10 protein-coding genes are annotated in these 12,986 nt (G+C 52.1%); 3 read left to right on the top strand and 7 right to left on the bottom strand.

Going from position 1 to position 12,986, the window contains the following annotated elements; genetic code table 11:
- Window positions 1-17 precede the first annotated feature (17 nt).
- On the top strand, window positions 18-1,580 hold the full coding sequence (locus PSI9734_RS05860) for a leucyl aminopeptidase family protein (RefSeq protein ID WP_173920188.1): 1,563 nt from the start codon (window positions 18-20) through the stop codon (window positions 1,578-1,580).
- Here the strand turns inward: PSI9734_RS05860 and PSI9734_RS05855 are convergent.
- From PSI9734_RS05855 to PSI9734_RS05825, 7 genes are all read right to left on the bottom strand, one after another.
- Entirely contained in the window at window positions 1,577-2,677 is a 1,101-nt protein-coding gene (locus PSI9734_RS05855; RefSeq protein WP_173920187.1) for a sialidase family protein, read from the bottom strand. The genes PSI9734_RS05860 and PSI9734_RS05855 overlap by 4 nt on opposite strands.
- 89 nt (window positions 2,678-2,766) lie before the next feature.
- Entirely contained in the window at window positions 2,767-4,308 is a 1,542-nt protein-coding gene (locus tag PSI9734_RS05850; RefSeq protein WP_173920186.1) for a serine hydrolase, read from the bottom strand.
- Window positions 4,305-5,417 (bottom strand): GGDEF domain-containing protein, encoded by a 1,113-nt coding sequence (locus tag PSI9734_RS05845; protein ID WP_173920185.1) that lies wholly within the window; start codon window positions 5,415-5,417, stop codon window positions 4,305-4,307. Before PSI9734_RS05845 ends, PSI9734_RS05850 begins: the two co-directional genes overlap by 4 nt.
- A gap of 127 nt (window positions 5,418-5,544) precedes the next feature.
- On the bottom strand, window positions 5,545-6,822 hold the full coding sequence (gluP, locus tag PSI9734_RS05840) for a glucose/galactose MFS transporter (protein ID WP_173920184.1): 1,278 nt from the start codon (window positions 6,820-6,822) through the stop codon (window positions 5,545-5,547).
- 1 nt (window position 6,823) lies between these two features.
- A complete protein-coding gene (nagA, locus tag PSI9734_RS05835; RefSeq protein WP_173920183.1) occupies window positions 6,824-7,948 on the bottom strand; it encodes an N-acetylglucosamine-6-phosphate deacetylase in 1,125 nt (374 codons plus the stop codon).
- The gene (gene nagB-II / locus PSI9734_RS05830; RefSeq protein WP_425500053.1) at window positions 7,948-8,937 is read right to left on the bottom strand and encodes a glucosamine-6-phosphate deaminase NagB-II; all 990 of its coding nucleotides are present in this window, start codon (window positions 8,935-8,937) and stop codon (window positions 7,948-7,950) included. The genes nagA and nagB-II overlap by 1 nt, the downstream gene beginning before the upstream one ends.
- 8 nt (window positions 8,938-8,945) lie before the next feature.
- The gene (locus PSI9734_RS05825; protein WP_173920182.1) at window positions 8,946-9,842 is read right to left on the bottom strand and encodes a glucosamine kinase nucleotide-binding domain-containing protein; all 897 of its coding nucleotides are present in this window, start codon (window positions 9,840-9,842) and stop codon (window positions 8,946-8,948) included.
- 110 nt (window positions 9,843-9,952) lie between these two features.
- On the opposite strand from PSI9734_RS05825, the gene PSI9734_RS05820 reads away from it, so the two are divergent.
- The gene (locus PSI9734_RS05820) at window positions 9,953-11,278 is read left to right on the top strand and encodes a hypothetical protein (RefSeq protein ID WP_173919995.1); all 1,326 of its coding nucleotides are present in this window, start codon (window positions 9,953-9,955) and stop codon (window positions 11,276-11,278) included.
- A gap of 111 nt (window positions 11,279-11,389) precedes the next feature.
- Window positions 11,390-12,982 carry a sodium:solute symporter gene (locus PSI9734_RS05815; RefSeq protein ID WP_173920181.1) on the top strand — a complete coding sequence of 531 codons (1,593 nt, stop codon included), beginning with the start codon at window positions 11,390-11,392 and terminating at the stop codon, window positions 12,980-12,982.
- Window positions 12,983-12,986 lie beyond the last annotated feature (4 nt).

Genomic DNA, 12,986 nt, shown 5'->3' with positions numbered 1-12,986 from the left:
AACTGAGGGCTTTATCCATGAGTTTGAAAGTAGGTATTCAAGCAGTTTTGATGAGTGCGGCATTGGCCGCTGGGTTTGGTGCACCAGAGGTGCAGGCGCAAGCGAAGTTTAGTGACTATGTGCAAACGCAAAACAAGTTTGAGCACAAGCACATTGATGATGCCGACGTACTGGTGTTTTTGGTACCGGAACTTGCAGAAGCTGGCATTGAGTTACCACAAATGTGGGATGCAGCGACCCGCAGAATGATTAAAGCTGCGCTCGACCTCGAAGGCTTTAATGGCGAGCAAGGGCAGCAAGTTGAATTGCTGGCCTTACCTGGTTTCTATGCGAAACGTTTATGGGTCGTGGGCACTGGTGAGTCACTATCGCGCGCACAAGCCGAAGAGCTGGGCGCAGGTTTAGCTGCTCAGCTGTCAGACACAACCGAATCGGTCGTGGTACATGCCAAAGGCTACAGTGAACAGCAAATTGCATCGATGGCCCACGGTATGGACTTGCGCAACTATCGCTTTGACAAATATAAAAGCGAGCCACCGGCACGGCCCGACTACCGGGTGCACTGGCATGGTGACAATGGTGACGCTGCGGCCATGGCCTATCAGCAAACGCGGCCGTTAGCCCACGGCATGTTTGTTGCGCGCGATATTATTAATTTACCTGGTGGCGACGGCTACCCACAAGCGATTGCCGAGCTGGCGCAAAAAGCAGTCAGTAACTACGACATCAAAGCCACGGTTTATACGCCTGAACAAGTTAAAGAGATGGGTATGGGGGCGCTTTATGGTGTCAGCGCTGGCAGCGTGCATAAATCTTACTTGCTTGTGGTGGAATATCATGGCGGTGGCGACGAAGCACCTTTGGCGCTTGTCGGTAAAGGCAATACGTTCGATACGGGCGGCTACAACCTAAAAACCTCGGGTAGCTCTATTGTGCGTATGCAAACGGACAAAGCCGGTGGTGCTGCCGTGCTTGGCGCGGTAATGGCCCTTGCAGGTAAGCAATCTGATGTGAATGTGGCAGGTGTTGTACCCTTGTCGCATAACTTGATCTCTGAAACCGCAACCTTGCCTGGAGACGTATTAGTGGCGGGTGATGGAACCCATATTGAAGTGGTGAATACCGACGCTGAAGGGCGCTTGATATTGGCCGATGGTATTTGGTTTGCGCGTGACAAGCTCAATGCGCGGGCAATTGCTGATATTGCCACGTTAACAGGCTCTAAAGTAGGGGCGGTGGGCCGCGATTATTCTGCTGTTTTCTCAGAGCACGACGAACTTCTTGAAGCCATGAAGGACGCCGGTGAAACCACCGAGGAACTGGTTTGGCAATTGCCTCTGGGTCCGTATAAAGGAATCATTGATAGCTGGCTTGCCGATGTTCAAAACGTGGGCTCACCAGGCGCTCAGGCCGGTGCACGTTTCCTTCAGCACTTTGCCAAAGACACGCCATGGATTCACATCGATATGGCGGGCAATGCGTATAGCACCAGCGCGAATGGCATCCATCCGGCTGGTGGTAATGGTTATGGTGTGCGTTTGCTGACCGAGTGGGTCGAACGCGTTAATAGCTCTGATTAACCGCAGTCTAGATCACTGGTGGCAACCGATTTGATACCGTTGTCCCAGAGTCCCAGGTAGAGCTCGGTGCTCGTATCGAGCTCTACGATCATTAAGCTCTTCACTCCGCCTTTTGCAACTTCGTCCGAAAGGTCATTGCTGTGCCAATTCGCGCCGTTGTCGCTACTGCATAAAACCTCAAGCGGTTGCTCAGCCCCGCTTTTATCGTAGCTTGCGGTATATAAGGTGCCGTTCTCATCGATCACGATATCCCAGTAAAACGTGTAATCAACGTCACCTAGTGGCTTTTCCCAAGTAGCGCCATTGTCTCGGCTGAGCGCGAGTCCGCCCTCGGCGCCGAAAATGACGGTTTGGGTGTCACTGGGGTGAATCAAGCCGCCAAAATAAGTGGAAGGGTTTGGAAACAAGTCAGACCAGGTCGTTACCTGCCCGTCAACGGTGGAGTAGCGGCTTAGGTAGCCATTTTCAATTGCGCCTTGTCCACCAAACCAAACGATATTTTGGCTCGGGTGTGGTTCGATTAAGTGCAGCCCTGTTGCAATGCTATCCCAGTCGCCGTCAAGTAAGGTCCAATGGGTTGCCGAGCTGTTGGAAACGGCGAACGCCGCCATACCAATACCATACAGCGAGTCGCTACTTTGATCGTAGGACAGGCCATAAATCGGTGCGTGGTCTGAGCCGCCGAAATCATGGTTGATGCGATTCCAGCTAGCGCCACTGTCTTGTGTCACGTAGAGCGGGGCTGGCTCGGAGTAGGGCGATTCACCATCGGGCTGCAAGGCGACAATGTAGTGGCTCGGGGCAATAATCGCAATGCCTCTGACGTAAGCGTCCACCGGCGAGCGGTTCTCCCAGCTTGCCTCAGCGTTTGCGCGCCAGTAAAAACCATCGGTCGCACCGGCTAGTTGTGCGTCGCCGTCAAGGTAAAGCTTTTCGACGGTGATTTGTGCATCATAGACTGTGTTGACCACGCCAGAAGGTGGTGTAGGTGGTGGAGATGGCGGTGGCGTCGGTGTATTTGGCGACGAACTGCCGCCACATGCGGTAAGGAAAAGGCTGACAACTACTGTGATAGAGGTTTTTGTTATTAGGGTCATGACAAAGCGTCCATTCTGAGTTTTAGTTTAAAACTACCTATGCTCAAATTTTGGACGCTTGTCGTTATAAAAGTGTGACAAAAACTTAGTTAGTCAGATTTGATCAGCTTCAGGTTATGAAAATCGAAGCTAAAGTCGGTAAACGGCGCAACGGCTTTCATGCTGGCACTTTGCACCTGATTCTCTTCGTTTACCGCGAAGTGAATGAAAGCATCGGCTTCAAGCAAGGGCTCTTGCCAGCGAACGATGAAGGTATCACCGCTATAATGCTCTAGCTTGCCTTTCAGTAAATCGGTATGGGTAAAGTTAATGTGTAACTGACCTTGCTGTTGCTGCAGCAAAATATCACCGTACCAGGCATCGTTATAGCGTCCTGCGTAGCTTGCTAATGGCAGTGCTTCCCGTACGACCGCTGGTGGGCTTAGCTTGAATGCGGCTTTTTGCGCCATAAATTCCTGGTAGCTTTGCTGTTCAGCTGCGAGCCAATCGCGATCGGGTAGCTCTAACAGGTCTTCAAGGGCTTCTTCGGTGACGACGGTCAGAGCACCAAAGGCTTGCTGGTTACTTAAAACCACCATACCAAAATTGTGCTCTGGAATAAGTGTGGTCAGCGAAAGCATGCCAAGTATGCCGCCGCTGTGCGAAACATGTTTCACTCCGTGGTAGTCTTTGACAAACCAGCCTAAGCCAACCCCGCGGAAGTTTGTGCCGTTGTTTTCCGTCTGTGACGAGACTGGCAAAGGGGTGGTAAGTTGCCACATTTGACGTTGCGAGTCAGCGCTAAAGAGCTGCTCACCCGATGGGCTTACCCCTTGCTGTAGCTGGGTTATCAGCCAGTTGCCGAGTTCCTCAACGTTGGCTGCCATCGCCCCGGCAGAGCTAAAGTCTTCTAAATAGTTCAGCGGAAAGCGGTGCAGCTCACCGTTCATTTCGATGGTGCCCACAGCACGGTTGGTATTCGATGCCGGAATGTTGGAATAGCCTACCCGGGTTTGAGTCATCTTGAGCGGCGCAAGAAAGGTCTCAGTGATGTAGTCGGCATAGGGGATGCCACTTACCCGTGCGATGATTTCACCGGCGGTAACGAACATTAAGTTGTTGTAGGCGAAGCGCTGGCGGCGGTCCGTTGCAATCGGAACGTTCGCTAGGCCAGCAATCAGTTGCTCGGTTGACTTTCCTGTCGAGGGCCAAATCATCAAGTCGCCAGCACCTAAACCGAGTCCCGAACGGTGGCTGAGTAGATCACGAATGGTAAGGTTCGCGGTTAGCTCGGCATCAGCAAGTCGAAACTCAGGTAAATGCTCGATAACTCGGTCGTCCCAGTCGAGTTTGCCTCGCTCAACCAAGGTCGCCATTGCCGCCGAGGTAAATGCTTTGGTGTTGGAGGCAATGCCGAATAAGGTTTCAGCGGTGACGGGCGCCTGAGTTTCGATATCGCGAACGCCAAAGCCTTCCGCCAAAATCACTTCGCCGTCTTTGACTGCGACAACCGCCAAACCTGGCACATTAAAGGCATCCAGCACCTGTTCGGCGTTTGCACGAAGGGAGTCTGCGTCTTGGGCATAAAGGGGCGCACTACTGAGGCCGATAGTGACCAATGTGCAGTAGGCAAGCTGACGAAAATTAATCATCGATAAATTCCTTCACTGTGAGTGATACCACGGGTGATCTCAAATTGATTACGGCCTTTGGAGCGGGCCGTGCGCATGGCAAAGTAGGCACTGCCCATCAACTGACCTAAATCGCGCCGGCTGGCGCTACTGTGAATGCAGCCAACGCTGAGGCTTAACTTCATGTCGTGGCCGTTGATCAGAAATGACTCCCGAGCCACTTGCTCACATAAGCGATAACACATGAGTTCCGCCTGGTTATGGTCAAGATCAAAAAACGCGATGGCAAATTCTGGGCCTTCCATTCGCGCCGCCACATCGATATCGCGTAGATAATCACGGATTAATGCGGTCACTTGCCGTAAGCATTCATCGCCCGCGTGATGGCCATGCTGTGAATTGATTTCGTGGAAGCTGTCGACGGTAATAGCGACAAGACAAAACGGGCGTCGTTGAATACGGCTTTTGGCAAGCAGCAGCCCGGTACGCTCAAGAAATGCTTGGCGATTAAACAGCTGGGTGAGCTCATCAAAATTGGTGATCTCCTGTAATCGTTTATCACTCATTGCGAACGCGAGGAATGGGAACAGCATGGCGGTGCCGGTACTCAATGTGAGATGACTAATAATCAACCATTCTAATAAAGGTGTGAGCGGTGCGGTGGTTTTGGCGGCAAGGTTCTGCACCAACATGCCGCTTTGTGCCAGCATGAGCGCACCATGGACGAGGAAAATCGTAAACAGTGAACCGCGCATAACGCTGGGTGCTTGCTTAATGCTTAGAATATAAATGGCTGCGAACAAAAAGACTGCGGCGCAAACTGTCGAGGTGAAGGCTTGTGCGTGAACCGGTGCCGTATATAGCAACACTAAAGCGAGCGCGCTATAACTGATGACTAGCGCAACGTGCTTAAACGGAACCGGCTGTTGAGTTTGGAACTGCCGTAGGCCATGTAGCGCCAGCAATGGGGTAAGAATCATGAGCAAGTCGGCAACAAACACTGTTAACCAGTCTTGCTCGACCAAGGTGCGCATACTGGCGAGCACTGCAGCAATTGCGAAAACAAAGCACGACAGGGACCAGGTGAAAAAGCAATTCTGCTTTTTTCGCACCCCGTAAATAACGAGCATCAGCACCCCTAATAAAAGGTTTAAACTGATGGTCGTAATAATGAGCGAGGGTAAATGAAAGTGCACGCGCTGGTTCGACTCTAGTTGTTATTTTTCTTGGCTTTAGCTTAGCGTGATTTTATTGAATTCACCAGCGCCGCTTCTTATATCCGACCAGTCCGTACCAACCGATGATAGCGTAGCCGATGGGTAATAGAACATAGGCTTGCCTGGTACCTAAAACATCCGCAAGGCCACCGTAAATGAGTGGCAAAATGGCACCACCGGCGATACCCATAATTAAAATCGCCGAACCGCGGGCCGTAAACTTACCTAAGTCGGCCAGTGCGAGCGGCCAAATCGCCGGCCACACCATCGCATTGGCAAGGCCTAGCAAGGCTAAAAGCGCAATGCTATTGGGCACCACAGGAATAGAGCTCCACCCCCATAGAACCGAGGCAATGGTGGTGCTCTGATCAGAGCTCAGTAACAGTGAGCCACTGAAAATGAGCCCCAGTGCTGCGGAGCAGGTCAACGCCGTTTGTTGGGTTAACCAACGTGGAATGAGGGCCAGGCCAATAACATAGCCGACCACCATCGACGCCATAACATACGAAGTCAGGCTCGAGTAATTGGCCAGCCCTAACCGCGAGCCGTACATACCAATGGTGTCGCCGGCAATCACCTCAACACCCACATAGAAGAACAGCGCAAAAGCCCCAAGCACCAACTGTGGATACCGTAACACTGAGCTATGAACATCCGCGCCCGATGGCGCTTCTTCTCGAATATGTGGCAGTTTTACCGCAAATAACCCGACTGCGAGCACAAACATAGCAACCGCCATTCCTACGTAGGGTGGAATAATATTGGCCGCCATTGCACTTACTTGAGTGGCACGTTCGGCGGCCGTCAGCTGTGCCATGCTGGCAGCACTCACGTTAGGAAAATCGGCCAGTACCAGCCACGTAAAGAACAGCGGTGCCAATACGCCTGCCGCCTTGTTTAGTATGCCCATAATAGCGATTCGGGCGGCCGCCGATTCATGCGGTCCAATGCGCACAATGTAGGGGTTTGATGCGGTTTGTAATAGCGTTAAGCCGGACCCCACAACAAATTGCGCGAACAGGAAAATACTAAAGTAGTGGGTCTTTGCCGCTGGCACGAAAAGCAATAGACCTAAGCCAACCAGCAGTAGGCCCAGAACCATGCCGTTTTTATAGCCCGTGCGGTCGAGGATCCAAGACATCGGTAAAGCCATCACCACATAGGCAATGTAAAAGCAGAACGCCACGAGCAGCGCTTGAAACTCATTAAGATCTGAAATGATTTGCAAGAACGGAATAAGTGCGCCATTTAACCAAGTGACAAAACCGAAAATAAAAAACAGTATGCCGATGGTGATCATGGGAATTAGGGTGCGCATATTAGGCGTCCTTGTTTATCGCCGTGCCTTGCTGCCAAAGCTGCACGATGTTGAGAGAAGAGTCGAGCAGCATGAAGTCGGCTTGTTTGCCGATATCGATACTGCCAAGTTGATGTTCCATGTGGAGCATTTTGGCTGGGGTTAGGCTGGCCATTTCGACTGCGTTCTCGAGGCTCTCACCGCATAATTGAACGGTATTTTTAACCGCTTCAATCATGGTTAAGCATGATCCCGCCAGTGTGCCATCAGGTGTCGTAAGCTTGTCGCCTTCTCGCACGATACGGGTGTCGAAGAAGGGCACTTCTTGTTGGTCAGTTGCGGCCAGCGCCATGGCGTCGGTGACCAGCATCATTTGTTGTGTGCCTTTGGCGCGAAATGCGATCTGACAAGCCTGAGGTTCAACGTGGTAGCCGTCGACGATAAGTCCAGCGTAACTGTCGCGCGCTAAACACACACCGACCATGCCGGGGGCGCGTGATTGCAACGGTGACATCGCATTATAAAGATGGGTGAAGCCTACAGCTCCAGCGTCGAGTGCGGCATTTACTTGTGCGGCATTGGCCTCTGAATGGCCAAGGAACACCTTAATACCCGCAGCTGTGAGGCGTGAAATAACTTCAGGTTCGACGTTTTCAGGCGCCAGCGTAACCATAACCTTACCTAAAGCCGGGTCGCTTAAAAGTGCGATTTCCTGGTCGCTAGGCGGGCGAATATAGCGTTCACTGTGCACGCCTTTGCGCGCCGTACTAAGCCATGGCCCCTCGAAATGGACACCGATAATACCGGGAATGCCTTGCTGTTGTGCGGCGATCATGGCGGCGGCCGCGTCACACATGGCCTCATAACTATCGGTGATAAGCGTCGGTAACAGTGAAGTGGTGCCATGCTGACGGTGCGCTTGCATGATGGTACGAAGTGCTTCGGGGCTGCGTTGTTGGTTAAACAACACGCCACCTCCACCGTTTACTTGCACGTCGATAAAGCCCGGCACAAGTTGCCCTTGGTAACTTGCAAACGAATGCTGGGCAGGCGCGTCCTGTAGGGTTTTAATCAAGCCGTTTTCAACTTCAATCAGTTGGTTGTAGCGCCAACCCTGTGCAGTTAAAACTTGTTCAAAGACAAACATTAGTGCGTTTCCGTTACTTTGTTTAAGCCAGGCGGCGCGTCAGGGTCAAGGTCAAGCTGTCGCGCAGCGTGTTCGACGTCCAGATAAAAGCGTTGCATTAATACCAAGGGCTGTAACCGCGCGTGGCTTGCATCGGCAGCCTGCAAAGGTAGTAGCTTTGCTCCTCGCGCAGCAATGGCTTGCATCTGCTGCTGATGCGCAGGGCCGCTTTCATCGTCAATGTTGACATCAATAACGCACAATTCGCGTTCGGCCAATGTCACTGGGCCATGCAGGAATTCAGCGCTACTGAAGGCTTCCGCATGAATGCCGAGCACCTCTTTTAATTTCAGTGCAATTTCGCGGGCAATGGCGTAGCCAAATCCACGACCTAGCACTATGCAATTTTTGACAGATTTAAGGTCGTCGGCCTTGAGTTGAGGCGGTTGCTGTTGCGCTTTTTCCATGGCAGTTGGTAGCGTGTCTAATGCTGCTAAGAGTGCCGCACTCTGGTGGCCACTTTGCCAGTAAGCGCACAACTGGCAAAGAGCACTTAAACTGGCCAAATAACTTTTTGTTGCTGCGACCGCAAGTTCAGGTTCCGCATGTAACGGTAGTACCTCATCCGCAAGTTGGGCAAGCGGTGAGTCTTCGACATTAACCAAAGCGAGTACCCGTGCGCCGCCGGCTTTTGCTGTTTTGGCTTGCTGAATAATATCGGGGCTCTTGCCTGACTGTGATATACAAATGGCCAAGCACCCGTCGAGTTGTAACTGTGACTTATAAATACCGGCAACCGAGGGCGCAGCTGCAAATACCGGTATGCCACATTCAACTTCGAACAGATATTTCGCGAACACGCCGGCATGATCAGACGTGCCGCGGCCAATCATCATAATTGCGCGAGGTGGCTGCGCTTTGAGCTGCTTCGCGATGTGTTGGCAACGTTCAGCATTGAGTTGCAATTGAGCTTGGATAATCGCTGGCGCTGAAGTTGCTTCCCTAACCATTTGCTGACTCACAATGCGTCCCCTAGATCACCTTTTTGATGAAGTAAAACGGCCCCCCATTCGGGGCCAAACTGCGTTGCTGTTAACGCATCCCGAATATCGCTATCAAGCCAAGGTTGCATGGCCTCGGCGACACCTCCGGTCATTACCAATTGCCCTTGGCTCAGGGTGATAGCTTTGCGTGCAATGTCGCTAAGATAAGCGCTTCCGCGCGTTACCAGGGCCGTTGCGCTGGCGAGGTTGGCACCAGCGAGGCTCAAAATAGCCGGGCACATTTCACCGAAGCTACCTGGGTGTGCTTGATTGAGCCGATCGACCAGTGCTGTAGGCGTGTCACATTGATAATGATTGCAAACTGCGGCGGTAAGTTCGTCCTGCGGCACCACACCATCAAGGGCTTCAAGAGTGTACATAACTGCTTGCTTGCCGAGCCAAGCACCGCTGCCTTTATCGCCGAGTAAAAAGCCATGGCCGCCGAATTGGGTTAGCTTGCCATCGACCATCGCCGCCGCACACGAGCCCGTACCTATGACTAACACCGCACCGTTTTGGCCGCCGTGTGCGCCATAGATAGCAGTGGCTAAATCAGAAGTGAAGTGAAACGCGCGAAAGGGGTGTTGCCATTGACGCAATGCAGCGGCTGCCGAGGGCAAATTGGCACCGGCAAGGCCCGCACAAACAACGGTCTCGGTGATCTCAGTGTCGCTAACGTTTGCCGCGGTGAACGCTTGCGCCACCGCAGTGGCAATAGATTGAGTTGCGGTGTTGCCATGGCGGGCAATATTCGCTGAGCCGGAGATGCCCGCGCCAAGCAGTTTGCCTTGCGAGTCGTAAAGTTCGGCGCGGCATTTCGTGCCGCCGCCATCAACACCGACAAAATAGCGGGGAGTTGGTTGTTGCTTCATGGCCTCACTTTTAGAGTTGTTGTGCCAGTAGATGAAAAACATACTGCCATACTTTGCCCTTCGAGTTGTAATACTTTATTCTTAATTTTGGAATAATAAGGAATTTAACGATGAAAACAACCGCAGACAAACGCTTAAGTTCGCTGGTAGGGCTGGTAAGTTTTGCTATCTTGGCCACGCCGTTAGCTCTTGCAGAATCGAACAACACTGAACAGAGCGCACCCCAAGGGGAAGCGTATTATCAACAGATTATGGGAGCGCCTCCGTTACTGCCTGCGAATGCTGAAGCCCGTTGGCCAGCTTGCGAGCCAGCGGTTGCCGCCGATAATCAGCAGTACCTGACGGTCGCTGAAACGGGAACCAGTAAGGGCTGGGTAGAGCACAGCGCGCATAACTGGGACTACTTTGCGGCCGCGGCGTCAGCCGGTAAAGTTATGGTCATCGATTATGCACGCAAAGGTGATGCGCTGGCTTTCCGTTACCTGGCAAATGAGCAAACCCACGCCGACCTTTATGAGCCATGGAGCTCGTCTAAAATCATGGCATACAGCGGTGCTCTGTCGTTACTCAGTGAGAACTTTGCCCAACCGGATACCTTAGTGGGTGACTTAAAACTCGCCGACTTAATTACCAGTATTCATAGCTATGAAGTATCTGGCGAGGCCGACGGTAACTCCAACGCCTATGCCTATTATTTAGCGAACCTGGCAGGGCGCGACTACTTAACGGCACTATTCCATGATGGCTGGATGAATATCAGCCAGCCACAGGTTAAGTTTCGCGGCGCATATGGGCCAGCTGCCTACGCACCCGTTGACGATTTTTGGCGCACACCCTCGCGCCATGTGGTCGGCCAATTTCCAGCACGTAAGCAAGACCCGGGCAGTTTAAGCTATCGTTGCGAGCAGTGTGGTTTGACCGGCAACAAGCCGATGACAACGCTCGCCTCAGCAGAGTTTTTAAAACGCCTCGTGACGCATAAGCGAGAGCCGGCAACACAATTGCCAGGCCTCTCTGACGACGCTGTGATGATGTTGTTGTATGGGCCAGGCCATAGCGCTAATAGTGCCGATGCGGGTGGCATGATGGCTGGCGCGAGTTTAATGCCCCACCGCGCTGTTGCCGCCGCGTTGCAAGCGCTGCAACCGGAACTCGAGGGCCTAAGCCCACAACAAGTATTAGACCAAGCCACCAATGGCAACTGGCGTATTTTCCACAAACTCGGCGCCGGCCCAAGCGAAACCCGCGGCACCAGTGAAGTCGTAGCGCTGGCGCATATTTGCTTACCCCTTGCCGATGGCACCCGCGAGTTTACCGTCGCCGCACAAGCCTCCGTCGACGGCAATAACTACGAAAACGTAGGACATGCTGGCGCCAAACTTGAGCAGCTGCTTAACCAAAGCGTACAAGAATTACTGACAAACCCAGCAAAATAGCCACCTACAACCAGAGGGGGCAGCCCCCTCTGGTTGTATTTTATATTCCGTATATACATTAAAGTTGGAATAATCTATTCTTTAAGGTAAACCATTTAACCCGAAGTCATTATGCTTGATTACTATTCGTTCGCCGATGTCTTGGTGTTCATCGCTTATGGGCTGGTGTTGCTGGGCAGCGGTTGGCTATTTAACCGACGCAATAAGTCGACTCAGGATTACTTTCTCGGCGGTAACAAAATGCCCATGTGGGTGGTGGCGATTTCGGTGTTGGCCACCTCACAGTCGGCGGCAACATTTTTAGGTGGGCCTGATCAAGGTTATCGGGGCGACTTAACCTATCTTGCGACAAATATCGGTGCCTTTATTGCGGTCGGTTTTGTGGCGATGTTTCTGATCCCCAAGTTTTATCAGTTTCGTGTGTATACCGTTTATGAGCTGCTTGAACGGCGCTTTGGCAGCGCCGCTAAGCGCCAAGCGGGGGTGATGTATCTGTTTGGTCGTATCTTTGCCAGTGGCGCACGGCTTTACATGGCCGCCATTGCCGTTGCGATGATCTTATTTGGTAATTTCGATGCCAGCAGTGTGATCACTGCCACTCTTATTATCACCTTAGCGGGCTTGCTCTATACGGTTTATGGCGGCATTCGTACCGTTATATACTCCGACGTACTGCAAGCGGTGGTCTATGTAAGTGCCGCGATTGCGGTCATTATTGTGTTATACAACGCCATTCCCATTGGCTTTAGCGAGCTGGTACAGGCACTGCAAAATCCAGCACCGGGTGAGGCGTCAAAATTAAAACTTATCGATACCGAGGTCGATTTTAGTAGCGCTGGGGTGTTCAATATTTGGTCGGTTCTGACCGGCTTTGTATTACTGAACATCGCCGCCTTTGGCCTTGATCAAGACATGACACAGAGGGTGTTAACCTGTAAATCGGCAAAAGATGGCAGTAAAGCCATGCTGATGTCGGTGGTCATGGTGATCCCGGTGATGCTGCTGTTTATTGTGATTGGTCTGCTACTCTATATTTATTACCAGCGCCCAGACATTATGGCCACGGGGCAGGGCGACGGGCCGGTTCCTACCTTTGCCGGTGAAGCCGTGACTATCTTTATGTACTACGTGCTTACGGAAATCCCTGCTGGGGTGCGCGGTTTGGTCACCATAGGCATTATAGCTGCGGCGTTATCGACGCTGAACTCCGGACTCAATTCGATGTCCAGTGTATTGATTCAAGACCTCTATCGCCCTTGGAAATTACGCCGTAAAAGTGACGCCAGTGAAGCTCACTTTGTGCGCGCGGGGCAATTGGGTATGACCTTGGTGGCAGCGGCTTTAGCGCTGATGGCATGCCTATGCTATTACTGGCAGCAGTACACCGATACGCCGCTACTGCAATTTGCTTTAAGTGTGATGGTCTTTTCGTACAGCGGCTTACTTGGGGTGTATTTTGTTACTTTGTTTAGCCGTCGAGGGAGCCCTACTTCAGTGGCCGCGGCATTGGTGGTTGGTTTCATTGTGCCGCTGTTGATGCAGCCTTATGTGATGGATGTACTGTGGCCGAAGGCTTGGGTCACCGATATTGGGTTTACCTGGCAACTGATGATTGGTACCGCAATTTCGACCTTAATTTGTTTAACGGGCGCGTCGTCGAAAACTGCCAACGACGCGTCACCTGAGAGATTAAAGAGCGACTAAAGAG

This window comes from Pseudidiomarina piscicola (assembly GCF_902806985.1).
Lineage (GTDB): Bacteria > Pseudomonadota > Gammaproteobacteria > Enterobacterales > Alteromonadaceae > Pseudidiomarina > Pseudidiomarina piscicola.
Note: the sequence above shows the minus strand (reverse complement) of the source record. Positions and strands in the feature narration are given on the sequence as shown.